The following is a 25,375-nucleotide window of genomic DNA, read 5'->3' on the forward strand; positions in this document are numbered from 1 at the left end:
TTTTCGACCTAATATCCGCGGGCGCGGACAATTCCGGACAGTTTCCCAGCGACAGACTGCCGATGCCGGAACGCCGATGCCGGACGACAAGTCAAGAAAGAGACCCGCCAGGGCAGGGGCGCCAGCCAGCCCCCCTCCAGCCAGCCCACCCGCCGTCGCCGTTCGACGGCCAGATGTGGCATGGAACCCAGGATCGAGCGTGCATGCCTCGCTGGCGAGCGAGATCGGCCTCAGGATCGTGCGCGGCGACTATCCGCCGGGCACCATCCTGCCCAACGAAGCCAAATGGTCGGAAACCTTCAACGTCAGTCGCTCCGCGGTGCGCGAGGCGATCAAGATGCTGATGGCCAAGAGCCTTTTGGCGTCACGTCCCAAGATCGGCAGCTGGGTTGAGCCGAAGGAGCGCTGGAACTTGCTCGACCGCGACGTGCTCGCCTGGTACGCGACCGCGCCGGACCGCGAATTGTTCCTGCGCACCGTGCAGGAATTCCGCCACATCATCGAACCTGAAGCCAGCGCCTACGCCGCCATGCGGCGCAGCGAGGAGCAGATGCTGGAGATCAGCCAGGCCTGCCGGGAGATGGGGCAGGCCACGAATTTGCCGGAGCGCACGCGCGCCGACACGCGCTTCCACCTTGCCATCCTGCGTGCTTCTGGCAACGACCTGCTGGTGCCGCTCGGCGTGCTGATCGAATCGGCGCTCGACCACCTGTTCGTGTTCGTCACCCGCGAGACCAGCGACCAGCGTCTGGCGCAGAAACTGCACGAGGCAATCGAGAGGAACATCCGCCTGCAGCGTCCGGAAGCGGCCCGCAACGCCGTGCGCAGGCTGCTCGCCAACACCGACGAGGTGATCGGGCGATCGCGGCGGTGACGCCGCTCGCGATATCGAGGAGCCTCAGATCGTCTGCTTCTTGCCGCTCTTCGACGGCATCAGGTCGACGCCGTTGACCTTGGCGACATGCGTCGCCAGCATCGGCACGAACTGTTCCGCAGGGCCTGCGGCGAAGGCGCCGGCGAAGGAGTTCTTGGTGGCGTTGCCGAGCGGGTTGGCGATGCCAGCAGCACCCGCCATCGATTCGAGATAGGTGAGATCCTTGAAGGCATTGGCGATGGAGAATTTATGGGCGTCGCGATCGCCCTCGAGCGTCCAGCGCATGAAGGTCTGGTAGAAGCCGCAATCCATGCGGCCGTTGCGGATGACACTGTCGAAACGCGGCGGCGAGATGCCGACCTTTTCGGCCAGGGCGAGCGCTTCAGAATAAATCGCAGCGTAGCCCAGCGAAATGAAGTTGTTGAGCAATTTCATGCGGTGGCCGTCGCCGGTGCCGCCGATATGGACGATGCGCCCGGCCCAGGTTTCGAGCACCGGCTTCAGCCGGGCGAAGAGCGCATCGGAGGCGCCGACCATTGTGTCGAGCGTGCCTTCCCAGGCCTCCTTCGGCGTGCGGCTGAGCGGTGCGTCGACATAGTCGACGCCGAGCGCCTCGAGTTCGGCGGCAAGGGCTATCGTGGAAACCGGATCCGACGTCGAGCAATCGACGACGACGGAGCCTTTCTTCAGGCTTTCCTTGAGCCCGCCGGGACCGCGGATGATGGCCTCGACTTCGCGCGAGCCGGTGACGCAGATGAAGACGATGTCGGATGCGGCGGCGACCTCGCTCGACGTCGCCGCTTCCGCAGCACCCCGGCCTAGCAGATCCTCCGCCGGCTTGCGGTTCTTGCGGCCGAGGAACGTCAGCGCATAGCCCTTGTCGACGATGTTCTTGGCGATGCCGTGCCCCATCAAGCCAAGGCCGATGAAACCGATCTTCTCGCGGGCGGCAGTCGTGCTCATGTCGTTTCGTCCTGTCTGGAAATTATCGATAATGGCGCCGTCGTTCTTGCCGCATGCGGTTGCAGAATGCAATATTGTCTGACAATACACATAATTCCCGAGCAATGTGGAGAGCAAAATGACGAAGCGGATCATGTTCACCGGCGGCAGCGGCAAGGCTGGACGCCATGTCGTGCAATATCTTGTCGAGCATGGCTGCCAGGTGCTCAACATCGACACCAAGCCGCTCGACAACCCCAAGGTGCGCACTTTAATCACCGACATCACCGACAGCGGCCAGGTGTTCAACGCGCTGTCCAGCTATACGGGCCTGCACGAGTTCGATCCGTCGCTGCGTCCGCAGCCGGTCGATGCCGTGGTGCATTTCGCCGCCATTCCGCGCATCATGATCACGACCGACAACGAGGTGTTCCGCATCAACGCACTCGGCACCTACAATGTCATCGAGGCGGCGGTGAAGCTCGGCATCCGCAAGGTGGTGATCGCCTCCAGCGAGACGACCTATGGCGTGGTGTTCGCCAACGAGCCGCGCGACCCTAAATATTTCCCGCTCGACGAGGCGTACGACGTTGATCCGATGGACAGCTATGCGCTGTCCAAGGTCGTCAACGAGCAGACGGCGCGCGCGTTCGCGCAGCGCAACGGCACCGACATCTACGCCTTGCGCATCGGCAACGTCATCGAGCCGCATGAATATTCGCTGTTCCCGAAATGGTTCGCCGATCCGGGCTTCCGCAAGCGCATCGCCTGGAGCTATGTCGACGCGCGCGACCTTGGCCAAATCACCTTGCGCGCCATCGAGAAGGACGGACTCGGCTATCAGGTGTTCAACGCCGCCAATGACGACACCTCGTCCGATCTGCCGACCGCGGAGCTTTTGCAGCGCTTCTACCCCAACGTGCCGGTCAAGGCCGAACTCGGCGAATACGAGACGCTGCTTTCCAACCGCAAGGCGCGCGACATGCTCGGCTTCCGCCCCGAACATAGCTGGCGCAAATACGTCAAATAGGCCCGGCCGGGCCATGATACCGGACTGATCTGTGCACAGCCGCCCGCATTGTGCTCCGGCGCCTGTCGGCGGCTTGACAGCTTTCGAAATCCAGACTTTGTGAACCACATGCGGGACGGGAAGCCGAACAACGAGAAAACACCGGCCAAGGCGGCATCCGCCGAGCGTCCGGCTGCCGTTCGGCGGGCCGATGCGGCGCGTATTCCGGGCTCCAGCGTGCATGCCTCTTTGGCCAGCGAGATCGGACTTCGGATCGTGCGCGGCGACTATCCGCCGGGCACCATCCTGCCCAACGAAGCCAAATGGTCGGAAACCTTCGACGTCAGCCGCTCGGCGGTGCGCGAGGCGATCAAAATGCTGATGGCAAAGAGCCTTCTGGCCTCGCGCCCCAAGATCGGCAGCTGGGTCGAGCCGAAGGAGCGCTGGAACCTGCTCGACCGAGACGTGCTCGCCTGGTACGCGACTTCGCCCGACCGCGAAGTGTTCCTGAAGACGGTGCAGGAATTCCGCCACATCATCGAGCCGGAGGCGACCGCCTACGCCGCGATGCGGCGCACCGACGAGCAGATGGCCGAGATCAGCCAGGCCTGCCGGGAGATGGGCGAAGCCCCCAGCCTGCAGGAGCGCACGCGCGCCGACACGCGCTTCCATCTCGCCATATTGAGGGCTTCCGGCAACGACCTCTTGGTGCCGCTCGGCGTGCTGATCGAATCGGCGTTCGATCATCTGTTCGCCTATACGACGCGCGAACTGGACGATCTGCAGCACGCACAGAAGCTGCATGAGGCGATCGAGAAGAATATCCGCCTGCAGCGGCCGGATGCGGCGCGCGCCGCGGTGCGCAAGCTGCTCGCCAACACCGACGACGTCATCAAGTCGAGATAGGTGCGAGATCGTCGCGAGTAAGGTTCGAGTAGTCGCTGCCTCACTCTAGTCGCCTGATCCTACAGCATCTTTCTGCATAATTCGCCCGAACTCCCGAGGAGTCATCGAATAGTGCTTCTTGAATGCGCTGCAGAAATGCGCGGTGTCGCTGAAACCTGTTTCGTAGGCGATTTCGGTCACGCTGCGCCGCCGACTGTTCAGGAGTTCGCGCGCCGCCATCAAGCGAATCTGTCGCCAGAACGCTGCAGGGGCCATCTGCAGGTCTGCATGGAAAGCGCGGTTCAATCGTATTTTTTGTGGTGTTCAGCGATAGCGCCAGATCCTCGATCGAACATGGCGAATCGATGCGGGTCTCCATCGCCTTAACGGCCTCCACCGTCAGCCGCGCGGCGCTGCCAAGGGCTTCCTCGTAGGGCTTCGCCTTGAGGACGATCCGAGATTCTTCGGGTTTGAAGAGAAGATAGTTCAGTGCTTTCCGGGCTCGGGCCGCATCACTGTATCGCGCGATCAGGAACGCCGCGATGTCGATGGCGACGATGCTGCCCGGACATGTGATGATGTTGCCATCGATGACATAATTCTGGCTCGTCGCGGGATTGCTGTTTGGGAACCTGCTCAGGAACTCGCCCAAGGTATCGAAATGCAAAGCGCATTCGCGATGCTCCAGCAGCCCTGCCTGGGCCAGGACGAAGCTGCCCGTGCATAGACCGACAAGAGGGATTCCGCGGGCGTTCACGGCACGAAGATACTCAAACGTCGCCGGATGAATGCCTGCAAGGTCAGGTATCAATCCGCCGCATACCGCGATGCAATCGTACGCCTCGGGATCGTCCAGGTTCCCTGCCGGCGTCATTTCCAGTCCGCAGCTGGCGCGCACGGGTGACGGCCCCGCCGAGATGAAATCCCAGGCGAAATAGACCTGGCGGCTATGGTCCTGCTTGTCCGCGGCAAGTCGAAGAGCGTCGACAAAGCTGGCCATCGGCGTCAGCGTGAAGCTCGGACAAAGGATCAAGCCGACGCGGAGGTAAGGAAGGGCCGTTCGGTTTGGCACCCTCAGCGTAGATGTCAACGCGCGCTCCCGATCCGCCTCCCGATTCAAATGTTATGAAAAATGAGCCGGAATCACAATCCTCCCGTGTCGTGCGCCGCTAATATTAGTCATGCCTAAGCTGTGTCCACGATACCGGACAGCCTGAGAATGACTGCGAAGCCGGCCTTTCATAGGATTCTTGAGCCGCTCCAATTGCGCCACAAGACGCTGCGCAATCGCATAAATTTCGGTGCGCACACCGCGAACATGGCAGAGGATGGACTGCCCGGCTCGCGCCACTTGGGTTACTATCGGGAACGCGCCCGAGGGGGCGCAGCGATGATCGTGGTCGAGCCGATGCCGGTTCATCAGACCGCCCGTCTGACGCGAGGCAATTTCCGCCATGACGATGACGCCGTAATACCCGGATTCAGGGCGATTACCGAGGCCTGCAAAGCCGAGGGAGCGGTCATGGTCCACCAGCTCTATCATGTCGGACAGCACGGCGATTTCGACAATTCGTACAGCGCGAACTGGTCCCCCTCCGGGCTTCCGTCCTACCACGACGGAGACGGCAGTCACCGCATGCGGGAAGCCGAGATCGAGGAGATAATCGAGAGCTTCGTTCGCGCGGCTGTCCGGGCGAAGGCGTGCGGCTTCGACGGGGTGGAGCTGTTCGGCCCCTACAACTCGCTCATCGAGCAGTTCTGGCTGCCCTGGTCAAACCGCCGCGACGATCGATGGGGCGGCTCGTTCGAAAACAGGATGCGGTTCTCGACCGAGATCACCTCGCGCATCCGTGCGGCTGCGGGAGATGAATTCATTATCGGGCTCGCCTCAAGCATCGATACCTCGGTTGACGTCGGAATGGGTACCGAACTTCTCCAGGAAATCGCCGCGTACCACGATACGCGCGCTCTGATCGACTACATCACTTGCGGCACTGGCAGCTATTTCGATCACTCCTCGGTCATGCCCACGTTTCTCTTCGCCGACAAACTCGGCGCGCCCCATGCGCAGGCGCTGAAGGAGGTCTGCAAGCACATACGCGTCCAGGCAGAGAGCCACATCCGAACGCCCGAGAACGCAAATGAGGTCATATCGTCGCGACAGGCGGACATGGTCAGTATCGTGCGAGGCCAGATCGCGGATCCGTACTGGGTCAAGAAAGTGGCGGGCGGCCGTGACACCGAGGTCCGGGGCTGCATCTCCTGCAATCAAATGTGCTGGGGAAGACGCTCGAGGGATTACTGGATCTCGTGCCTCGTCAATCCGTCGGCGGGCCGTGAATTCGAATGGGGAGGCGACACCTTCATCCCGGCCAGGACGCCGAAGCGCGTGCTGGTGGTAGGAGGCGGACCGGCCGGACTCGAAGCGGCTCGCGTCGCGGCCGAGCGCGGCCATAGCGTGACGCTCGCAGAAGCCGCCTCGCAGCTCGGCGGACAATTCAGGCTGGCCGGCATGCAGCCGCGCCGGTCGCAGATACTGGAATTGATCGATTGGTACGAACAGCAGTTGACCAGGCTGGGCGTACGGGTGCTGCTCAACGCGCCGCTCGACGCTGCGGAGATCGCCGGGCACGACGTCGATGAAATCGTCATCGCGACCGGTTCGCAACCTGCCGGGACAGGCTTCCAGCGCGGTTTGCCGGGGCAGGATCGTCTGCCAGGGGTGGATTTGCCGAATGTCTGGTCCGTCGAGGACGTGATGACGAGGACGGCGCGGTTGGGCGACCATGTCCTTCTCATCGACGACACGGGCGACTGGCGCGGGCTAGGCACGGCCCTCGAAATCGCAGCACGCGGACACAGTGTGACGGTTGTCACGGCATGGCCCGTCCTCGGCCGTTACCTGCAGCGAACGGAAAGCGACGGCGTTGCGCGAGCCCGGCTGAAGACTGCGGGCGGTGGCTGGATAACAGACGCGGTGGTCAAGGAATGGCACGGCGACGGCGCCACAGTCAGGTGCCATCTCGATGGGACCGAAACCGTGATCAGGGCCGATACCCTCGTCCTTGCGACCACCAACGTCTCGGACACATGGGTGCTGGACGATCTCGCCGAGCAGGTACCCGCACTGATGCCGAAAATAATCGGCGACGCCTTGGCGCCTCGGCTAGCTGTGGCGGCAATCTACGAAGGGAGGGTGCTCGGCCAGTCTATCTAGACTGCTGCCAACTGCCAAATGGCAGACCAGATCCTTGGCCGACCAGGCGCGGCTTTCGTGCAGTGGTCCTGATTTCCGAGACCCGGGCGGGAAATCCCGGGGTTCAACGGTTGGTTGGGCAATGCGTTAGACACAAACAATGGGAGATCCAAAATGAAGTTTTTCAGAAGCGGTGGAACCCGCGTACCGGAAGCAGTCACGAGCATGGCCAAGGACGTTCGCGAGGGCCTTATGGACCGGCGCGAGTTCCTCGCGATGGCCAGCACCTTCGGCGCATCGACTGCGCTGGCCTACGGCATGGTTGGCCTGGCTGTGCCGGTCCCCGCCTTTGCCGAGGAAGGCAAGAAGGGCGGAACGCTTCGCGTTGCCATGGTCGTGAAGCAACAGAAGGATCCGCGTACCTATGATTGGGTCGAGATGGCCAATATCAGCCGCACCTGGCTGGAGCCGCTGGTCAAATATACCCGCGAATTCACCTTCGAGCCGGTCCTTCTGGAGAGCTGGGAAGTCAACGGCGATGCCACCGAATACCTGCTCCATGTCCGCAAGGGCGTAGCCTGGAACAATGGCGACGCGTTCAATGCCGACGATGTCGTCTACAATTTCAACCGGTGGTGCGACAAGAAGGCGCCAGGCAATTCCATGGCGGCACGCGTCAACAGCTTGATCGACCAGAACACCGGTAAGGCGCGCGAGGGCGGCGTCACCAAGGTCGACGACTACACGGTCAAGCTTTCGCTGGGCTCTTCGGATATCGCGATCATCGCCAATCTTACCGATTATCCTGCCTTGATCGTGCACCGCAATTTTGACGCAGATGGCGCCGACCCGGCCACGAAACCGATTGGTACGGGTGCATTCGAGCTTGTCTCCTACGATGTTGGCCAAAAGGCAGTCGTCAAGCGGCGCGAGAGCGGCAAGTGGTGGGGTGGAGAGGCGCTGCTCGATGGGGTCGAGTTCATCGACTACGGTACCGATCCAAACGCAATGGTGAACGCTTTCGAGGCGGGTGAGGTCGATCTCAACAATGAAACCGGGGCGGACTATGTCGAGATCCTGGACGGCCTTGGACTTAAGAAAACAGAGATCCAGACAGCGACTACGCTTGTTGCGCGCACCAACGTCACGCAAAAGCCCTACGACGACAAGCGGGTGCGCAACGCGCTCCAGATGGCAGTCGACAACAACGTTGTGCTTCAACTCGGCTATGCCGGGCTCGGCACGGTGGGCGAAAATCATCATGTCAGCCCAATTCATCCGGAATACTACCCCCTGCCTCAGAAAACGCGCGACGTGGAAGGGGCCAAGAAACTCATGGCCGAGGCCGGCCAAGCGGATTTCGAGCACGAGTTGATCACCGTGGACGATGATTGGAACAAGGGCACCGGTGATGCGATCGCCGCCCAGCTTCGCGAAGCGGGCATCAAGGTCAAGCGCACGGTGCTGCCTGGCTCGACCTTCTGGAACGACTGGACGAAGTATCCTTACTCCTTGACGGTTTGGTACATGCGCCCTCTTGGAGTTCAGGTTCTGGCGCTGGCCTATCGTAGTGGCGAGGCCTGGAACGAGACAGGCTACTCCAATCCGGAGTTCGACAAGAAGCTCCAGGAGGCTCTGTCGGTGAGCGCCCCCGAAAAACGCCGTGAGGTGATGAAGGACGTCGAGGCCATCATTCAGGACTCGGGGATCATCATCCAGCCCTATTGGCAGAAGCTCTACAATCACATGAGTGAGAAGGTGAAGAACTACGCCATCCACCCAACATTCCAGATAGATCTGCAGAAGGTCTGGCTGGAACAGGCCTGACCCTTTGGCATCCTTGCCTTAAAGGCCAAGTGGCGGCTGCGAAATGCCCTTCCTTCGGAAGGAAAATTTCGCAGCCGCAAAATTTAGTCCTGTTTTGGCCGCCCGAACGCGGCGCGCAACTCGTCCTTCGCCTCCTCCAGCACCTCCCGGCGCTCCTGCGGCAGGTTCTTGCCGGCGCGGTTGATGTAGAAATTCAGCATCGACAAGGCGGACTGGAACGGCTCGGCCTTGCGGCGGTTGCTGTGCTCGGCCGATCGCTTGAGCGAGGCCGCGATCTTCTTGGCATCGTCGGATTCGAAGACATGCTCCTCGAGATCCATTGCATCGCTGTGCTCGGTCACTTGGGCCGACCATTTTCTTTTCGCGGTCATGACAGGAACTCCTTCCGTGTCGGGAAACGTCAGGCGGTGTGGCGGGTTCCGCAATCGCTGAAGCCGCATCCCTGGCGTCACGGAATTGCCCGTCGTGGCGCTGCTCGCAGAGGCGAATGCGCCGATAGTGGCGCGGAACCGGTCGATCTGCAGCACCGCGGACAGGAAACGCCTTGACCCCAATCGTCTCCAGCCAGACGAGCAGCCCTGGCATCGACAGCGCCTATGCATGGACCCGGCTCGGCATTTCGATGCTGCTGTCGACGATCGGCGGTGTCGGCATGTGGGCGGTGGTCGTGGTGCTGCCCGCCGTGCAGGCTGAATTCGGCGTCGACCGAGCAGCCGCGTCGGTGCCCTACACCGCGACCATGGTCGGCTTCGCCGCCGGCAATGTCCTTGTCGGACGCGCCATCGACCGCATGGGCTACTGGATCCCCGCGCTGATAGCGGCGATTGCGCTCGGCTCCGGTTTCCTTTTGGCGTCGCTGACCACATCGATCCTTCAGTTCACCCTTGTCCAGGGGCTGTTGATCGGCGTCGGCACGTCGGCGATCTTCGGCCCGCTGATCGCCGACATCTCGCATTGGTTCAACCGCCGCCGCGGCGTCGCGGTGACGGCGGCTGCTTCGGGCAACTACCTCGCCGGGGCGATCTGGCCGTTCGTCATGCCGATGCTCATGAAGGAAGAAGGCTGGCGCTTCACCTATGCCGCGATCGGCGTCGTCTGCCTCGCCACCATGGTGCCGCTGGTGCTGATGCTGAGGCGCGGCGCGCCCCGCGAAGCTGCGCCCGGCTCGCCCGGCAGCCGGCCGGTCCGGCCGATCTCGCTGTCGCCGGCGGCCTTGCAGGTGCTGCTGGTCATCGCCGGTTTCGGCTGCTGCATGGCGATGTCGATGCCGCAGGTCCATATCGTCGCCTATTGCATGGATCTCGGCTATGGCGTGGCGCATGGCGCCGATATGCTGTCGATCATGCTGGCGGCCGGCGTGGTCAGCCGGCTCGCATCCGGCTTCCTCGCCGATCGCTTCGGTGCGGTAAAGACGCTGCTGATCGGCTCCGTGCTGCAATGCCTGTCGCTGCTGTTCTACATCCCCTTCGACGGGCTTGCCTCGCTCTACGTTGTCTCGCTGGTCTTCGGCCTGTCGCAGGGCGGCATCGTGCCATGCTATGCGATCATCGTGCGCGACTACATGCCGGCGAAAGAAGCCGGCCAGCGCGTCGGCATCGTCATGATGGCGACCATCTTCGGTATGGCGGTCGGCGGCTGGACGTCGGGCTGGATCTATGACCTTACCGGCTCCTATGCCGCCGCCTTCTTGAACGGCATTGCCTGGAACCTGGTGAACTTGGCGGCGATTTTGCTCCTCATGTGGAAGGCGCAGCGCAGCGAGGTGGCGATGGCCTGAGGCTGACGCCGACAGGCTCGATATCCCAGTCGCCCAGCCGGACCATTGGCTTGACAATGGGCAAGGGCTGCGCGACGCCAAGCTGACACGGCGTGGCGAGGGAAGCCGGAATGGACATGGCGACAAGGGTAATGCTGCCGGGAACGAGGCCGTGAGCAAACCGCGCTCGCGCCGTGGCGGCGGCCGGCCGACCATCGCCGATGTGGCGCGCAAGGCCGGTGTCGGCGCCATCACCGTATCGCGGGCGCTGCGCGAACCGGGGCGCGTCTCGGAGGATCTGCGCCGCCAGATCCAGGCTGCCGTCGACGAGCTCGGCTATGTGCCCGACCCCAATGCGCGCGCTCTCGCCTCGGCACGCGCCGAGGTGTTCGGCGTGCTGGTGCCGTCACTGACCAACAACGTCTTTGCCGAGGTGGTGCGCGGCATCTACGACAGCCTGTCGGACAGTCCGTTCCGCATCCAGCTCGGCCACACCCACTATTCCGGCCTCGAGGAGGAGCGCCTGCTGCAGGTGTTCGGCCCGCAGCGACCGGCGGCGCTGATCGTAGCGGGCATCGACCAGACGCCGACATCGCGCAGATTGCTCGAGACGGCCGGCTGTCCGGTCGTGCAGGTGATGGAGACCGGGTCCGATCCGGTCGACATGCTGGTCGGCTTCTCGCATCTCGATGGCGGCCGCGCCGCAACGGAGCACATGATCGAAGCGGGTTACCGCCGGATCGGCTTCATCGGCGCGCGCATGGACCCGCGCTCGCAGCGGCGACTGGCCGGCTATCGCGCGGCGATGGAGACAGCCGGCCTGTTCGATCCTCGGCTGGTGACAACCACGCCGGTGCCTTCCAGCGTACCGCTCGGCCGCGAACTGTTTCGCGACGCGCTGGCCAAAATGCCGACGCTCGAGGGGGTTTTCTGCAACAATGACGACATCGCTCTCGGCGTGCTGTTCGAGTGTCACCGTGCCGCCATCGCGGTGCCGAAGACCATCGGCATCACCGGCTTCAACGATCTCGACATGATGCAGTCGGCGTTTCCGTCGATCACCAGCATCCGGACGCCCCGCTACGAAATCGGCCGTCGCGCGGTTGCCATGGCACTGGCGGCGATCTCGGGAAAAAGGCCGGAACAGCGGATCGTCGACCTCGGTTTCGAGCTCAAGCGGCGCGAGAGCACCGCGCGTTGAAACACGCAGAAGCGACTGTGCGAATGCCGGTTTACACAACTTACTGGTAGCGCTACCATCCTCTTTGCACGAAACCTCGAAGCAAAGTCAAAGACTGTTTATTATATATAAGCGACAGCTTAAGCTTGTTTATTATGTATAATATGATAGTTTTTGCGCTCGCCTGAGCGGCGACGGAGGAGGGGATCGGGTCGGCATGCGGCCACCCGGAAGGCGCGGTTGGCAAGGCGGGAGGTGCCTTGGCCAAGTCAGGCGCGAGACGTCACGACACTTACCAACAAGAACTGCAACTGGGAGGAATATCGATGATCAAGTCACTCGTTGGTGGCATCGTTGCCGCCACTGCATTCGTCATGTTGAGTTCGTCGGCGATGGCCGCAGGCCCTGAAGTCGTCAAGGGACCGGCCGCCGAGCCGGACTGTTTCGCGCCATGGGCGGCCGACACGCAGTTCTTCAAGTTCCCCAAGAAGGACGGCCCCTACCGCATCGCGCTCGCCAATGGCTACATCGCCAACACCTGGCGCATCCAGATGATCCAGACGGCAAAGGCCTATGCCGCACAAAAGGACGTCGCGGCGAAATTGAAGGAATTCAAGGTCGTATCGACCGGCGAGGATGTGCCGGCGCAGATTTCGGCGATCAACAACTTCATCGATTCCGGCTATGACGCCATTGTCGTCAATGCACAGAACCCGACGGCATTCGGGCCGGTCATCAAGCGCGCCAAGGAAGCCGGCGTCGTGTTGGTGGCCTTCGACAACATCCTCGACACCAAGGACGCCATCAACGTCAATGTCGACCAGAAGGGACTTGGCGAGTTGTGGGCCAAGTGGCTGATCAGCCATATACCTGATGGCGGCAAGATACTTGAAGTGCGCGGTGTTGCCGGCACGTCAGTCGATACCGACCGCCACAATGGTATCCATGAGGTCCTCGCCGCTTCGGGCAAGAAATGGGACGTCACCGAAGTCGCCGGCAAGTGGGATGATCCGACGGCGCAGAAGGTCACGGCCGACGCCATCGCCACCAACGGTCCCTTCGTCGGCATCACCGGCCAGGGCGGCGATACCGGCATCGTGCAGGCGATGATCGATGCCAAGCATGCTTTCGTGCCGTTCGGCGGCGAAACCGAGAACGGCTTCCGAAAGTTCTGCGCGAAGCATGCCGCCGACGGGCTGAAATGCTCTTCGGCCGGCACCGGTCCCGCCCAGGTGGCGGTTGCCATCAAGACGGCGATCGCCGCGCTCGAGGGTCAGGTCGTGCCGCAATCGGTCAAGCTGCCGTTGGCCATCGTCGAGGATCCGAACTTCAAGGAAGGCCAGGACTACTTCCCCGACCAGTCCGATAATTTCTTCGTCGGCAATGCCTTCCCGACCTGCGGCATCAATTTCACCGCGCAGGAAATCATGGGTCAGACCAAGGCGGACCAATAGACTGCACACTCGGCGCTGCGGATCTCCCGCAGCGCCGATGGCTTGTCATCTCAATCGTAAAGCTGCCTCGGAGGGCCGATGGACGGTGCGGTTCCGCTCTTTCGCATGGAAGGCATTTCCAAGCGCTATGGCGGCGTGCGGGCGCTGGAGAAGGCCGAGCTTTTGGTCACATCAGGCAGCATCCACGCCATCCTCGGCGAGAACGGCGCCGGCAAATCGACGCTGATCAAGGTCATGGCCGGCGTCGTCGCACCCGACGAGGGCCGCATGACGCTGGACGGAAGCGAGGTGACCTTCGCCTCGCCGGCGGCGGCCAACAAGGCGGGCATCGTCTGCATTTTCCAGGAATTGTCGCTGGTTCCCGAACTCAGCGTCGCCGACAACATCGTCATTTCCGATCCGCCGACGCGCTTCGGCATGATCGACCGCAAGGCGCAGCGGCGCATCGCGGAAGAAGCCCTTGCCCGCGCCGGCGCCTCCGACATCCACCCGTTGGCGCTGGTCAAGGACCTTCCACTTTCAAGACGGCAGATGGTCGAGATCGCCAAGGCTCTGGCCAGGAAGCCGCGCATCCTGATCCTCGACGAGGCGACTTCGGCGCTCGCTGGGGCTGACGTCGCCAAGATATTCAGCGTGCTGAAGCGGCTGCGGAGGGAGGGGCTGGCGCTGCTCTACATCTCGCACCGGATGAACGAGATTGCCGAGCTTGCCGACCAGTGCACGGTGTTCCGCAACGGTCGCAATGTCGCCTCCTATACGGCCGGTTCGAAGAGCGACAACGAGGTCGTCGAGCTGATGATCGGCCGCGAATACAGCCATATCTTTCCGCCGAAACCGGCCCGCGCTGCTTCAGCCGCTCCTCCGGTTCTGGAAGCGCGAAAACTGTCCTGGGTCGATCGACTCGATAATGTCTCGCTCACGGTCGGGGCAGGAGAGGTCGTCGGTCTCGGCGGGCTCGACGGCCAGGGTCAGCGGGAGCTGCTGCTTGCCTTCTTCGGCGTGCTGCGCGGCCTTTCCGGCCAGATACTGATCGACGGCAGACCGGTGGCGATCGCCAGCCCGGCCGCGGCGCGCGACGACCGGATCGGCATGGCGCTGATCCCGGAGGATCGCAAGACCGAAGGCCTGATGCTGCCGATGACGGTGCGCGAGAACCTCTCCTTCGCCGCACTCGACCGGCTGTCCAAGGCCGGCGTTATCGACCGCGCTGCCGAACAGCGGCTCATCGACGACATGGTGGGATTGCTGGCGATCAGGACGGCCGGCCTCGACATTCCGGTCGGGGCGCTGTCCGGCGGCAACCAGCAGAAGGTCGTCATCGCCAAATGGCTGATGCGGCAGCCGCGTATCATCCTGCTCAACGATCCGACGCGCGGCATCGATGTCGGCACCAAGCAGGAACTCTATCAACTGATGCGCAAGCTTGCCGATGCGGGTGCTGCGATCCTGTTCTATTCGACCGACTATGACGAGCTGATCGGCTGCTGTGACCGGGTGCTGGTGCTCTATGACGGCGCTGTCAAACGCGAGTTGGTTGGCGTCGAGCTCACCGAGCGGGCGCTGATATCAAGCGCGCTCAACATCCACGGCGAGAACGCCGGCCCAACACAAGGAGCGGACGCGTGAAAGACTGGCGTTACTGGCTTGCCGAACAGCGCGGAACGTTGCTGGCTTTCGGCATCTTCATCGTCATGTTCTTCATCTACACGGCGAACCATCCCGCGGGCTTCACCGCCAATGTCGTGCAGACGGCCTCGAACAAGGGCGTGCTGCTCGCCTTCGTCGCCATGGCGCAGACGCTGGTGGTGGTCACCGCCGGCATCGACCTTTCGGTCGGCATGATCTTCACGCTGACCAATTGCCTGGCGTCCTGGCTGGTCATCGGCACCGGCATCGAGACTGCTTTCGGGGTCGTCGCCGTGCTCGGTACCGGGCTGTTGTGCGGAGCGATCAACGGCGCCATCGTCATCTATGGGCGCCTGCAGCCGATCGTCGCCACCATCGCCACAGGCGCCGTCTATTTCGGCCTCGCGCTGCTGCTCAGGCCGTTTCCGGGCGGTTCGGTCAATGAGGATCTTGCCGACGCGCTGACCGGGCGCCTGTTCGGCGCCGTGCCGGCGAGCCTGGTGGTGCTGCTCGCCGTCGTGCTTGTCGTCTGGGTGCCATTCAGCCGCTCGGTGCTCGGTCGTGCGGCTTACGCCGCCGGCTCGTCGGAAACGGCGGCCTACATGTCCGGGGTGCCGATCCGGCGTGGCAAGTTCGCCGCCTATGCGCTTGCCGGGCTGCTGGCAGCGATCGGTGGGCTGTTCCTGACCTTCTTCACCTATACAGGCGATGCCGCCTATGCCAGCGGCAACGCCTACACGCTGTTTTCGATCGCCGCCGTGGTGCTCGGCGGCGTTTCGCTGTTCGGCGGCAAGGGCAGCGCCATCGGCGCGATCTTCGGCGCGCTGGCCTTCCGCACCATCGGCGACCTGCTCTTCGTCTTCGATTTCGATCCGCTCTGGCAGCCGCTGTTCCAGGGCGTTATCCTTTTGATCGCCGTCAGCCTCGGCGCCTTTGCCCTTTTCAGAGTCCGCAACCGGCTGGAGTGGTTCCTGTGAGCGAGACGACGATGAACGGCATCGCCAACCGTATGCCCAAATTCATCCGCCGCGCCGACCCGGCCGTCGTTACCGCCTTTGCCTGCATCGTGCTTTTGCTGTTTCTCGGCAGCCTTTATTCGCGCAGCTTCCTGTCGCCGGAATATCTGCTGCAGCAGCTCAAGGTGGCTTCGTTCCTTGGCGTCATCGCCACCGGCATGATGCTGGTCATCCTGCTTGGCCAGATCGACCTTTCAGTGCCATGGTCGGTGGCGGTCGGCGCCATGATGGCCAGTGCGGTGGCTGCCTTCGGGCCAGTCGGCGTGGCGCTGGCGATCCCGTTCGGCATTCTGTGCGGCGTGCTGATAGGCACCGTCAACGGCATTGGTGTCGCTTACCTGCGCATTCCCTCGATGATCATCACTTTAGCCACCAACGCCGTCGCGCAAGGGCTGATGGTGGTCTACACGGGCGGGTTCTCGCCGCAAGATTCAGCGACCCCCGCGATGCGCTATCTGGCGACCGGCTTTACCATTCCGGGCGTGCCCAACGCCGTCGTCATCTGGGCGCTTATCGGTGCGGCAACAGTCTTCGTGCTGACCCGCACCAGCTTTGGCCGCAGCGTCTACGGCATCGGCAACCGTGAGCGCGCCGCTTATCTTTCCGGCGTCGACACCAGGCGCGTGGTGATGATCGCCTTCGCTGTTTCCGGCGGCCTCTCTGCTTTCGGCGGCGTTCTGCTGGCCGGCTATGCTTCGAAGGCGGCGCAATCGATGGGCGATGCCTATCTGCTGCCGTCGATCGCCGCGGTGGTGCTCGGTGGCACCTCGATCCTTGGCGGGCGCGGTTCCTATCTCGGCACCGTGGCCGGCGTCATCCTGATCACGCTGCTGCAGTCTATTCTATCGGTCTTGCAGATGCCGGAGGCGGGGCGGCAGATCATCTATGGTGTCGTCATCGTCGCCATGCTGCTGCTCTACGGCCGCGCGCCTGCAAGCCGCTGACCCGTGGACGAGAAGGCAACACAGCCGGCACCGGCGCGAGCAGACGAAGCCCGGCAGGTGTCGGCCATCGTGGTGATGGGGGTCGCCGGCTGCGGCAAGTCGGCAGTCGGCGAGGCCCTGGCCGAGGCCCTGGGAGCTGTGTTCGTCGAAGGCGACAGGCTGCATCCGCCCGAAAATGTCGCCCTGATGGCGAGCGGCAAGCCGCTTACCGATCAACTGCGCGCAGGCTGGCTCGACGCCATCGGCCAGCGCATCGCCACCTCCGTCGCCGGCGGACAAAGTGTCGTCGCCGCCTGCTCGGCGCTGAAGCGCAGCTATCGCGATCGGCTGCGCGGTTTTTGCGACGGCATCGTTTTCGTCTATCTGGAGATCGACCGCGAAACTGCCAGGCAACGTGTCGCCGACCGCAAGGGACATTTCATGCCGGCAAGCCTGGTCGACAGCCAGTTCGCCATCCTGGAGGCGCCGGCGCCGGATGAACGCGCCCTGACTCTCGACGGCACCGGCCGCATCTCTGACATCGTCATCAGGACCGTCGGCCTGCTGGATGGCAAGACCTTATGAGGTCCCGGTCTCGCTTTCCGCCACGTCGTCCGAGCGCTCGGTGAGCCTCGGGGCGGCGGACCATGCCATCATCTGCTCGGGATGCAGCTTCAGCGCTTCCAGGAAACGGTCGCGCTTGAGCAGTATGTAGCGTGCCTGCAACTCCAGGTTCTTTGCCGCCATGTCCCTCGTCGCGGGCACGGCCGATGCCGGCTTCTGCGCCGCCACGAGTTCGGGACTGATGACCGCTCGGTATTCGCGGAAGGGGACGATCTCGAAGGTCGACATCGCAAACAGCGCCGTGCCGCCCCTGGCGGCGAAATTTGCCGGCGCCGAGGCCAGATGGGCCCAGCCGCTTTCCCCGATACCGGCCTCGGTGAATGTCGTGCCGGCGTGGATGGTGTTGGTCATCAGGACAATGCCGTTTTCCCTCAGGATCCTTTGCATGCGCACGGTCACCTGATAGGCGTCGCCGCGTTCGAAAACGACCCGGCTCTTCAGGAAGCGGTTCTCCGCCACGACCAGCAGCCGGTTCAGGAAGCGCAAGCCGAAGATCGTGTCCGAGAAGCCGTGGAAATCGACGCTCACATGGTGGGCTTCGACGCCGGCCTCGTGCAGCGCCCGCTTGCCGATGATAGTCTGGGCGGTGAACTGATCGCACCAGATGATGGCGCCGCGGCCGCGCTTCAGTGCAGCAACCAGGCCGTCAAGCCCCTCCAGACGGATCGCCGGCGACCAGCCCCAGCCGGTCAGATGCGCGGCAAGCAGCAGTTGCCGGCGATGGGTGGCGGCAAGCAGGCCCCGGAACAGCGTTTCCGCGTCGATGCCGCTGCCAAGCACCGCGCGGACCGCGGCTGCGTAGCGCGAAAAGTCCTTGCGGAGGTGCCGCTTCAACCGGAGCTTCGAAGTCCAGCCGCAGATTGATGTCCACCAGGCGACCGGCAGCACCGCGGCAACACCGAGATAGAAGCCCAGCAGCAGGCTCTCGCGAAAGTCCCGGTTCGAGAAACGGCGCAGCTTACCGGGCCTGACCAGCTTGCGGCTGAAGAACCGCACCGGTTCGCCGCGCTCCGGGACGAGCACGTCGGCGATTATTTCAGTGTGGTAGCTGGCGGCGGATGGTGCGCGGTTGGCCCTGCGGGATTTTCCGAACCACGGCAGCTTCATCCGATCGGTGTCTCGCCTGTTCCTGGGTTGCGCCCAAAAGCCTCTACTGCGTCCGCAGCGGTGACGCAATTGGGTGCCGGCCGGAGCCGAACAGGTGATGATGTGGAACTTCGCTAAATCTGCGAGGTCAGCTCGACCGGGAAATCGTCATTGTCGGCGTCGCGCATGGCGGCGAGGCTGCGGTTGTCCAGCACCTCGGCGATTGCCTGGCGTACCTCCAGCATCATGTGCCGGACCTGGCAGGTCGCCTCGTCGCAGTCCTCGCAGCGCTGGTACTGGGTGCGGCTGGCGCAAGGGATCGGCGCCAGCGGTCCGTCGAGGACGCGCACGACATGGCCGATCTTGATTTCGGAGGCCGGCCGGGCGAGGCGATAGCCGCCTTCCTTGCCCTTGCGGCTCTGGACGAAGCCGGCATTGCGCAGTTCGCCCAGAATGGCGTCGAGGAATTTCTTCGGGATGTTGTTGGCGACGGCGATGTCGTTGACGAAGGCAAGCTGGCCAACCGGCAGGCCGGAAAGATGCACGAGGGCCTTGAGGCCGTATTTGCCTTTTTTCGTCAGCATGCCCTGATCAACCCATAAAGCCCCAACCACCCGCATCTGGCGGTTGTTTGTGTGTAAATCATGACGTTTTGGCCGCGAAGCTGTTTCGCGAAACAATCCGCCCGGCGGCACGTTAGGCACAAACGCGTTGATGCTTTGTAATGTTTTTCACAGATGATGCCTGGATTTAGCCGGAACGGATTGCCGGCGCATGAAACGAAGAAAGCCGGCCAAGCCGGCTTTCGTGCCTAGTTCATGAGGCAAAAAAGGTTAGCGGCTGCCGTAGACCTGGTCGAGCAGGCCGCCGGCGGCAAAGTGCTCGGCCTGCACCTTGGCCCAGCCGCCGAAGACCTCGTCCACCGTCAGCAAGCGTACATCGGGGAATTCGGCCTTGTACCTGGCAGCGACAGCGGCATCGCGGGCTCGCAGCCCGTTGCGGGCGGCGATGTCCTGTCCTTCGGGCGTATAGAGGAAGTCGAGATAGCTCTTGGCGAGATCGCGCGTGCCGTGCTCGTCGGTGACCTTGTCGACGATGGCCACCGGGAACTCCGCCAGCAGGCTGACCGAAGGCGTGACCTGTTCGAATTTGTCGTCACCATACTCCTTACGGATGCCGCGCGTTTCCGACTCGAAGGTGATCAGCACGTCGCCGATCTCGCGCTGCACGAAGGTGGTGGTGGCGGCGCGGCCGCCGGTGTCGAAGATTGGTACGTTGTTGAACAGCTTGGTGACGAACTCCTTTACCTTGGCGTCGTCGCCCTTGAAGGCTTCCTTGGCGTAGGCGGTGGCGGCGAGATAGGTGTAGCGCGCGTTGCCCGAAGTCTTTGGATTGGGGAAGATCACCTGGACGTCGTCGCGCACGAGATCGTTCCAGTCCTTGATGTGCTTGGGATTGCCGGCGCGCACCAGGAAGGACGGCAGCGAATAGAAGGGCGAGGCGTTGTCGGGGAAATCCTTCTGCCAGTCGGCGGAGACGAGGCCCTTCTTGACCAGGAAATCGACATCGATGACCTGGTTGAAAGTGACCACATCAGCCTCCAGCCCTTCGGCGATGGCGCGGGCCTGGGCGGAGGTGCCGGCATGCGACTGGTCGATGCTCACGCCCGGATGCCCGGCGATGAAGGCCTTGTTGACGTCGGCGAACAGTTCGCGGCCGACGTCGTAGGAGGCATTCAGTAGTCTGTCGGCCGACCAGGCCTGGGAGGATGCGAGAACGAGTGCGGCAAGCGCTGCGGCGCCAAGCAAAAGTCGCTTCATGAAAACAAGCTCCTTGAGAATGTCCTGGGACCAGAGCGGTTCAGCTTTTGATAGAATCGCCGACCCGCTCTTGGTGTTTGTTTTTGCGCAATTCCCGGACGGAAAACCGCTACGCACTTTTCCTGGAATTGCTCGGACGCAAGCATAGCCGCGAAGAGCCCGCCACGACGAGACATGCGATCAGGGCCCTGGTGCAGCAGCCGGAAAGAATATCGCCGAAACAGCCGCTTGGTAGGATTTTCTTTCAAGCAGAGCCAAACCGGCATCCGGCCACCACAGCGGCCGCCTTGCTGCTCGGCGGAGAACTCCCGGCGTCGGCCTAAGCAGCCGGAAAGAGCTTCCAGCGCCGCGGCCTGAACGCTACGCGGCTCTTCTGCGCCGCCGGATGATCGACGGGCAGTTCGATCTCGACCCGCTGGCGCTCGCCGCCGATTTCGAGTTCCACCCGCCTTGTGTCGGCGACGCGGCGGCTGGCAGCGACGGTGCCGGCGATGCAACCGCTGCAGCCGTCGAGCAGTTCGACATCGTGCGGACGGAAGTACAGCATCGCTTCACCGGACGCCGCATGTGGCGCCGACAGCCCGATCGGACGGTCGGCGAGCCAGATATCGCCGTTCTCGACCTTGACGGGAAGCGAACTAGATTCGCCGATAAAGCCATAAACGAATGGCGAGTTCGGCGTGTCGTAGATCTCGTCGGCGGTGCCGACCTGCTCGATGCGGCCCTGGCTCATCACCACCACACGGTCGGCAAGCTCCAGCGCCTCTTCCTGGTCGTGGGTAACGAACACCGTGGTGTGGCCGGTGGCGTCATGGATATCGCGCAGCCAGCGGCGCAGTTCCCGGCGCACCTGGGCGTCTAGCGCGCCGAAGGGCTCGTCGAGCAACAGCACCTTGGGTTCGATCGCCATGGCGCGGGCGAGAGCCACGCGCTGGCGCTGGCCGCCTGAAAGCTGCGCCGGATAGCGCTTCTCCAGCCCCGACAACTGGACGAGATCGAGAAGTTCCGACGCGCGTCGGCGGATCTCCTGAGCCGGCGGGCGCGACGGCCCGTGCCGGACTTTCAGGCCGAAGCCGATATTGTCGGCGACCGTCATATGCCGGAACAGTGCATAGTGCTGGAAGACGAAGCCGACATTGCGCTCTTGGATCGACTTCTGCGAGGCATCCTCGTCGCCGAAGAAGATGGCCCCCTTGGTCGGCCGCTCCAGTCCGGCGATCAGCCGGAGCAGGGTGGTCTTGCCGGAACCGGATGGCCCGAGCAACGCGATCAGCTCGCCGGACTTGATGTCGAGCGATACGTCGTGGAGGGCCGGAAACCGGTCAAACTCCTTGCGCACGTTGGCAACGCGAACTTCCATGCAAATCCCTCTGTCAGTGTCCGCGCGTCGCGGCGATCTCGGCGCCGTAGCGCATCTCGAGAAGTGTTTTCAAGACCAGCGTGACCAGCGCAAGGCCAGCAAGCAGCGAAGCCACGGCAAAGGCGCCGACGGCATTGTACTCGTTGTAGAGGATTTCGACATGCAGCGGCATGGTGTTGGTCAGGCCGCGTATATGTCCAGACACCACCGACACCGCGCCGAACTCGCCCATGGCGCGGGCATTGCACAGCAGTACGCCGTAGAGCAATCCCCATTTGACGTTGGGCAACGTCACGTACCAGAAGGTCTGCCAGCCATTGGCGCCAAGCGAAAGCGCCGCCTCCTCGTCACCATTGCCCTGTTCCTGCATCAGCGGGATCAGCTCGCGGGCGACGAAGGGGAAGGTGACGAAGACGGTGGCGAGCACGATGCCGGGCACGGCAAACAGGATGACGATGCCATGTGCCTTCAGCCAGGCGCCGAGCAACCCTTGAGCGCCGAACAGCAGCACATAGACCAGGCCGGAAATGACCGGCGAGACCGAGAAGGGCAGGTCGATGAGCGTGGTCAGGAAGGCCTTGCCCTTGAACTCGAACTTGGCGATCGCCCAGGCGGCCGAGATGCCGAAGACGATGTTGAGCGGCACCGAGATCGCCGCCACCAGCAGCGTCAGGCGGATCGCCGAGCGCGTGTCGGGGCTGGCCAGCGCCTCCGTGTAGGCACCGACGCCCTTTGCCAGAGCTTCGTTGAAGACGACGATCAGCGGCAGGACCAGGAAGACGCCGAGGAAGGCGAAGGCCACGGCCATCAGCACCGCCCGCACCGGCCGGCTTTCCGTCACCGCCGCCGATTGGCTTTCGTGATGCGGCTCGTAGGATTTGATCTCGGGGTCAGCCATAGCGTTTGCGGCTCCACGACTGCACCAGATTGACGACGAGCAGCATCAGGAACGACAGCGCCAGCATGATCGCGGCGATCGCGGTCGCCGCAGGGTAGTTGTACTCCTCCAGCCGAATGACGATCAGCAACGGCGCGATCTCCGACTTGAACGGCAGATTGCCGGCGATGAAGATGACGGAGCCGTATTCACCGACGCCGCGCGCAAAGGCCAGCGAGAAGCCGGTGACGATTGCCGGCGCCAGGCCGGGAAACAGGATGCGGGTGATAATCTGGAAACGGCTGGCGCCAAGCGTTGCGGCGGCTTCCTCCACCTCCTTGTCGATTTCCTCCATGATCGGCTGCACTGTGCGCACGACGAAGGGCAGGCCGATGAAGACCAGCGCAATGACGATGCCGAGCGGCGTGTAGGCGACCTTGATGCCGAGCGGCATCAGCAATTTGCCGATCCAGCCGTTCGGCGCGTAGAGCGTGGTGAGCGCGATGCCGGCGACTGCCGTGGGCAGCGCGAAGGGCAGGTCGACCATGGCATCGACGATACGGCGGCCGGGAAAGCGGTAGCGTACCAGCACCCAGGCGACGAGCGTGCCGAAGACGACATTGATGGCGGCGGCGGCGAAGGCGGTGCCGAAGCTGATTTGGAGTGCGTTGATGGTGCGGCGGTCGGCGACGATCGCCCAGAAATCGGTCCAGCCGAGCGCGGCCGAGCGCCAGACCAGCCCCGAGAGGGGGATGAGGATGATGAGCGTGAGGTAGGCAAGCGAGAAGCCGAGCGTCAATCCGAAACCCGGAATGACGCTCGGCTGTCTGAACCGCCACCCCGCCCGAGCGGGTGCTGTGGTCATGGAATTCTGGTTCGTCCCTTCTTATTCAGACCAGATTGCCGTCGGTGATATCGCGGCCGTGCGGCCGCCGCGCCTCACTGGGCCGGCTTGTAGATCTGGTCGAATATACCACCGTCGCCGAAATGGTAAGGCTGTGCCTTCTTCCAACCGCCAAAAAGCGGATCGTCGATGGTGACAAGCTTGATCGCGGGCAGTTTGGCGAGGTCTTCCGCCGGCACCAGGTCGGGTTTTGCCGGGCGATAGTGGTTCTTGGCGATCAGCGTCTGGCCTTCCTTGGAATAGAGCCAGCCCAGATAGGCCTCCGCGACCTTGCGTGTGCTCTTGGCGTCGACATTGGCGTCGACAACCGCGACCGGCGGCTCGGCCAGGATCGAGGTCGGCGGATAGACGATGTCGAAATTGTCGGCGCCGAATTCGTCAAGCGCCAGATAGGCTTCGTTCTCCCAGGCGATCAGCACGTCGCCGAGGCCCTTTTGCGCGAAGGTCACGGTCGAGCCGCGCGCGCCGGTGTCGAGCACCGGGACATTGGAGTAGAGCTTGCCGACGAATTCCTTGGTCCTGGCTTCGTCGCCGCCATCATTGGCGTTGGCATAGGCCCAGGCTGCGAGGTAGTTCCAGCGCGCGCCGCCCGAGGTTTTCGGGTTCGGCGTGATCACCTGGACGCCTTCCTTGACCAGGTCGTTCCAGTCATGGATGCCCTTCGGGTTGCCCTTGCGGACCAGGAAGATGATGGTCGAGGTGTAGGGGGCGGAGTTGTTCTCGAATTTCGTGCGCCAGTCGGGATTGATCTTCTGCGACTTGGAGACGATGGCGTTGATGTCACCTTCGAGCGCCAGCGTCACCACATCGGCATCGAGGCCGTCGATCACGGCGCGGGCCTGGGCGCCGGAGCCGCCATGCGACTGCTGGATGGTCACGGTCTCGCCGGTTTCGGCCTTCCAATGGGCGGCGAAGGCCTCGTCATAGGCCTTGTAGAGTTCTCGTGTCGGGTCATAGGACACGTTGAGAAGGGTTGTGTCGGCAAACGCGAAACCGAGCGTGCCGAACTGGACAGATGTGGCGACCAGTGCGCCGAGCAGTTTCCTGAAATGAGGGTTGGTCATTTCCGCCTCCGTTGATGATGGCCGAACTCTACCGAATTGATAGAAATTAGATGCATTCAACGTTGCCTTTTTTGCTGTCTCGAAGCAATTTTTCGCCGGGGATTGGCCTGCTGAGGAAACATTTTCCTCATATTAGCCAGCACCGACACCACGCGGTCCGACGCTATCTAGAAACGGCGTGTGTTCAGGCAAGGCCACGTTGCGAGAGGTTTGCGCTTACGGCGTTCTATTGCGCGCTGACGGGAAAGTCGAAGCGCTGTTTGGGAAACGGTTCGTCTGAGAGCGTGAAATGCCACCATTCGCGGGCATAGTTCTTGAAGCCGCCGGCCCGCATGGCCTCGACAAGCTTTCTGCGGTTTGCCGCCGCGTCGCCGGTAAGTGGGCGGTGGGCGGTTTCGCTCATTGGATCGAAGCAGTCGAAGCCGGTGCCGAAATCGAGCGTGTCGGCATTGGGTGCGCCACAGGCGGGTTTTGGTGCGCTCCTGCGATCGGCCCTGACGATGGCGACGTCGACGGTCGAGCCACGTGAGTGGCTGGACAGTTCGCCGATATAGCCCTTGGCAGTGAGGTCGTTGCGCTTGACCGCCGGATACCATTGCGGATCGGATGGTCCGCCTTTTCTTGTCCATTCGCCCATATCGGTGACGGCGCGCGCGGGCCGATAGCAGTCGAAGACGACCAGCGTCAGGTTCTCGACGGTGAGCGCGTTCTGCACGCTGGACAGAGCCGCCGCCGCCTGCCGGGTGAGGATGCAGACCGGGGCGTCATAGCCATCGGTCTTGCGGTGCAGGAAGTTTTCGAGACCGGCATAGCGGATGTCCTGGCGGATCGAGGGGTCGACATCGGCGAGACGGACGAAGCCGGCTGGGAGGGGATCGGCGGAGGTGGGGAGGGTGCAGGCGAGGGGCAGCAGGACGCAAAGCCCAATGCGCTGAATCGTTTGGCGCATTCT

At 63.0% G+C, this 25,375-nt stretch carries 23 protein-coding genes; 12 read left to right on the forward strand and 11 right to left on the reverse strand.

The features are described 5' to 3' along the window. The first annotated feature begins 76 nt into the window (after positions 1-76). Positions 77-874, forward strand: coding sequence for a FadR/GntR family transcriptional regulator (locus tag D3227_RS02950; protein ID WP_120012369.1), 798 nt, complete (start codon positions 77-79; stop codon positions 872-874). A gap of 24 nt (positions 875-898) precedes the next feature. On the opposite strand, the gene D3227_RS02955 is transcribed toward D3227_RS02950, so the two are convergent. Beyond that, positions 899-2,050 carry an NAD(P)-dependent oxidoreductase gene (locus D3227_RS02955; RefSeq protein WP_342633987.1) on the reverse strand — a complete coding sequence of 384 codons (1,152 nt, stop codon included), beginning with the start codon at positions 2,048-2,050 and terminating at the stop codon, positions 899-901. Between D3227_RS02955 and D3227_RS02960 the strand changes: the two genes are divergently transcribed. Beyond that, entirely contained in the window at positions 1,956-2,846 is an 891-nt protein-coding gene (locus tag D3227_RS02960) for an NAD-dependent epimerase/dehydratase family protein (RefSeq protein WP_120012371.1), read from the forward strand. The genes D3227_RS02955 and D3227_RS02960 overlap by 95 nt on opposite strands. Positions 2,847-2,954: 108 nt before the next feature. Next, on the forward strand, positions 2,955-3,731 hold the full coding sequence (locus D3227_RS02965; protein WP_120012373.1) for a FadR/GntR family transcriptional regulator: 777 nt from the start codon (positions 2,955-2,957) through the stop codon (positions 3,729-3,731). 40 nt (positions 3,732-3,771) lie between these two features. Here the strand turns inward: D3227_RS02965 and D3227_RS02970 are convergent, their stop codons facing one another. Next, positions 3,772-4,800: an AraC family transcriptional regulator gene (locus tag D3227_RS02970; protein ID WP_147377572.1), complete on the reverse strand. Its 1,029-nt coding sequence runs from the start codon at positions 4,798-4,800 to the stop codon at positions 3,772-3,774. A 129-nt stretch (positions 4,801-4,929) separates the two neighbouring features. On the opposite strand from D3227_RS02970, the gene D3227_RS02975 reads away from it, so the two are divergent. Together D3227_RS02975 and D3227_RS02980 are read left to right on the forward strand one after the other, a co-directional pair. Next, entirely contained in the window at positions 4,930-6,927 is a 1,998-nt protein-coding gene (locus D3227_RS02975) for an oxidoreductase (RefSeq protein ID WP_120012377.1), read from the forward strand. Between the two features lie 153 nt (positions 6,928-7,080). Then, positions 7,081-8,733: an ABC transporter substrate-binding protein gene (locus D3227_RS02980; RefSeq protein WP_120012379.1), complete on the forward strand. Its 1,653-nt coding sequence runs from the start codon at positions 7,081-7,083 to the stop codon at positions 8,731-8,733. Positions 8,734-8,816: 83 nt separating this feature from the next. Here the strand turns inward: D3227_RS02980 and D3227_RS02985 are convergent, their stop codons facing one another. Then, positions 8,817-9,104 (reverse strand): DUF3175 domain-containing protein, encoded by a 288-nt coding sequence (locus D3227_RS02985; RefSeq protein WP_120013028.1) that lies wholly within the window; start codon positions 9,102-9,104, stop codon positions 8,817-8,819. 173 nt (positions 9,105-9,277) lie between these two features. Here D3227_RS02985 and D3227_RS02990 point away from each other — a divergent pair, with 173 nt between their 5' ends. The 7 genes from D3227_RS02990 (at position 9,278) to D3227_RS03020 (ending at position 17,273) form a co-directional block, all read left to right on the forward strand. Next, positions 9,278-10,510, forward strand: a complete 1,233-nt coding sequence (locus tag D3227_RS02990) for an MFS transporter (RefSeq protein WP_167480578.1) — start codon at positions 9,278-9,280, stop codon at positions 10,508-10,510. A gap of 151 nt (positions 10,511-10,661) precedes the next feature. Continuing rightward, entirely contained in the window at positions 10,662-11,690 is a 1,029-nt protein-coding gene (gene gntR / locus D3227_RS02995; RefSeq protein ID WP_120012381.1) for an HTH-type transcriptional regulator GntR, read from the forward strand. A 305-nt stretch (positions 11,691-11,995) separates the two neighbouring features. Beyond that, on the forward strand, positions 11,996-13,123 hold the full coding sequence (locus D3227_RS03000) for a sugar ABC transporter substrate-binding protein (RefSeq protein WP_120012383.1): 1,128 nt from the start codon (positions 11,996-11,998) through the stop codon (positions 13,121-13,123). 78 nt (positions 13,124-13,201) lie between these two features. After that, positions 13,202-14,749, forward strand: a complete 1,548-nt coding sequence (locus D3227_RS03005) for a sugar ABC transporter ATP-binding protein (RefSeq protein WP_120012385.1) — start codon at positions 13,202-13,204, stop codon at positions 14,747-14,749. Further along, positions 14,746-15,726, forward strand: coding sequence for an ABC transporter permease (locus tag D3227_RS03010; protein WP_120012387.1), 981 nt, complete (start codon positions 14,746-14,748; stop codon positions 15,724-15,726). Before D3227_RS03005 ends, D3227_RS03010 begins: the two co-directional genes overlap by 4 nt. Beyond that, complete coding sequence (locus D3227_RS03015; protein ID WP_120012389.1) at positions 15,723-16,709, forward strand: ABC transporter permease; 987 nt, start codon at positions 15,723-15,725, stop codon at positions 16,707-16,709. The genes D3227_RS03010 and D3227_RS03015 overlap by 4 nt, the downstream gene beginning before the upstream one ends. 3 nt (positions 16,710-16,712) lie before the next feature. Then, complete coding sequence (locus D3227_RS03020) at positions 16,713-17,273, forward strand: gluconokinase (RefSeq protein WP_120012391.1); 561 nt, start codon at positions 16,713-16,715, stop codon at positions 17,271-17,273. On the opposite strand, the gene D3227_RS03025 is transcribed toward D3227_RS03020, so the two are convergent. The 8 genes from D3227_RS03025 to D3227_RS03065 all read right to left on the reverse strand — a co-directional run bounded on the left by D3227_RS03025 (position 17,268) and on the right by D3227_RS03065 (position 25,372). Then, positions 17,268-18,419 carry a hypothetical protein gene (locus tag D3227_RS03025; RefSeq protein ID WP_120012393.1) on the reverse strand — a complete coding sequence of 384 codons (1,152 nt, stop codon included), beginning with the start codon at positions 18,417-18,419 and terminating at the stop codon, positions 17,268-17,270. The genes D3227_RS03020 and D3227_RS03025 overlap by 6 nt on opposite strands. 113 nt (positions 18,420-18,532) lie before the next feature. Further along, the gene (locus D3227_RS03030; RefSeq protein WP_006202816.1) at positions 18,533-18,982 is read right to left on the reverse strand and encodes an RrF2 family transcriptional regulator; all 450 of its coding nucleotides are present in this window, start codon (positions 18,980-18,982) and stop codon (positions 18,533-18,535) included. Positions 18,983-19,231: 249 nt separating this feature from the next. Further along, complete coding sequence (locus D3227_RS03035; protein WP_120012395.1) at positions 19,232-20,218, reverse strand: sulfate ABC transporter substrate-binding protein; 987 nt, start codon at positions 20,216-20,218, stop codon at positions 19,232-19,234. 319 nt (positions 20,219-20,537) lie between these two features. Next, positions 20,538-21,578 carry a sulfate/molybdate ABC transporter ATP-binding protein gene (locus D3227_RS03045; RefSeq protein WP_120012399.1) on the reverse strand — a complete coding sequence of 347 codons (1,041 nt, stop codon included), beginning with the start codon at positions 21,576-21,578 and terminating at the stop codon, positions 20,538-20,540. A 13-nt stretch (positions 21,579-21,591) separates the two neighbouring features. Beyond that, entirely contained in the window at positions 21,592-22,476 is an 885-nt protein-coding gene (gene cysW / locus D3227_RS03050; RefSeq protein WP_120012401.1) for a sulfate ABC transporter permease subunit CysW, read from the reverse strand. Next, entirely contained in the window at positions 22,469-23,320 is an 852-nt protein-coding gene (cysT, locus tag D3227_RS03055; protein ID WP_120012403.1) for a sulfate ABC transporter permease subunit CysT, read from the reverse strand. Before cysT ends, cysW begins: the two co-directional genes overlap by 8 nt. A gap of 74 nt (positions 23,321-23,394) precedes the next feature. Further along, positions 23,395-24,423, reverse strand: a complete 1,029-nt coding sequence (locus tag D3227_RS03060; protein ID WP_120012405.1) for a sulfate ABC transporter substrate-binding protein — start codon at positions 24,421-24,423, stop codon at positions 23,395-23,397. Positions 24,424-24,649: 226 nt separating this feature from the next. Further along, complete coding sequence (locus D3227_RS03065; protein ID WP_120012407.1) at positions 24,650-25,372, reverse strand: M15 family metallopeptidase; 723 nt, start codon at positions 25,370-25,372, stop codon at positions 24,650-24,652. Positions 25,373-25,375 lie beyond the last annotated feature (3 nt).

Source organism: Mesorhizobium waimense (assembly GCF_003601975.1).
GTDB classification, from domain to species: Bacteria; Pseudomonadota; Alphaproteobacteria; order Rhizobiales; family Rhizobiaceae; genus Mesorhizobium; species Mesorhizobium waimense.

What these genes read in the sequence shown, in the direction of transcription:
- D3227_RS02950 (WP_120012369.1), top strand. Translation starts at nt 77, where the DNA reads ATGCCGGACGACAAGTCAAGAAAGAGACCCGCCAGGGCAGGGGCGCCA.
- D3227_RS03065 (WP_120012407.1), bottom strand. Translation starts at nt 25,372, where the DNA reads ATGCGCCAAACGATTCAGCGCATTGGGCTTTGCGTCCTGCTGCCCCTC.
- cysW (WP_120012401.1), bottom strand. Translation starts at nt 22,476, where the DNA reads ATGGCTGACCCCGAGATCAAATCCTACGAGCCGCATCACGAAAGCCAA.
- D3227_RS03045 (WP_120012399.1), bottom strand. Translation starts at nt 21,578, where the DNA reads ATGGAAGTTCGCGTTGCCAACGTGCGCAAGGAGTTTGACCGGTTTCCG.
- D3227_RS02985 (WP_120013028.1), bottom strand. Translation starts at nt 9,104, where the DNA reads ATGACCGCGAAAAGAAAATGGTCGGCCCAAGTGACCGAGCACAGCGAT.
- D3227_RS03030 (WP_006202816.1), bottom strand. Translation starts at nt 18,982, where the DNA reads ATGCTGACGAAAAAAGGCAAATACGGCCTCAAGGCCCTCGTGCATCTT.
- cysT (WP_120012403.1), bottom strand. Translation starts at nt 23,320, where the DNA reads ATGACCACAGCACCCGCTCGGGCGGGGTGGCGGTTCAGACAGCCGAGC.
- D3227_RS03035 (WP_120012395.1), bottom strand. Translation starts at nt 20,218, where the DNA reads ATGAAGCGACTTTTGCTTGGCGCCGCAGCGCTTGCCGCACTCGTTCTC.
- D3227_RS02980 (WP_120012379.1), top strand. Translation starts at nt 7,081, where the DNA reads ATGAAGTTTTTCAGAAGCGGTGGAACCCGCGTACCGGAAGCAGTCACG.
- D3227_RS03005 (WP_120012385.1), top strand. Translation starts at nt 13,202, where the DNA reads ATGGACGGTGCGGTTCCGCTCTTTCGCATGGAAGGCATTTCCAAGCGC.
- D3227_RS03060 (WP_120012405.1), bottom strand. Translation starts at nt 24,423, where the DNA reads ATGACCAACCCTCATTTCAGGAAACTGCTCGGCGCACTGGTCGCCACA.
- D3227_RS03000 (WP_120012383.1), top strand. Translation starts at nt 11,996, where the DNA reads ATGATCAAGTCACTCGTTGGTGGCATCGTTGCCGCCACTGCATTCGTC.
- D3227_RS02960 (WP_120012371.1), top strand. Translation starts at nt 1,956, where the DNA reads ATGACGAAGCGGATCATGTTCACCGGCGGCAGCGGCAAGGCTGGACGC.
- D3227_RS02955 (WP_342633987.1), bottom strand. Translation starts at nt 2,050, where the DNA reads ATGTTGAGCACCTGGCAGCCATGCTCGACAAGATATTGCACGACATGG.
- D3227_RS03025 (WP_120012393.1), bottom strand. Translation starts at nt 18,419, where the DNA reads ATGAAGCTGCCGTGGTTCGGAAAATCCCGCAGGGCCAACCGCGCACCA.
- D3227_RS02965 (WP_120012373.1), top strand. Translation starts at nt 2,955, where the DNA reads ATGCGGGACGGGAAGCCGAACAACGAGAAAACACCGGCCAAGGCGGCA.
- D3227_RS02975 (WP_120012377.1), top strand. Translation starts at nt 4,930, where the DNA reads ATGACTGCGAAGCCGGCCTTTCATAGGATTCTTGAGCCGCTCCAATTG.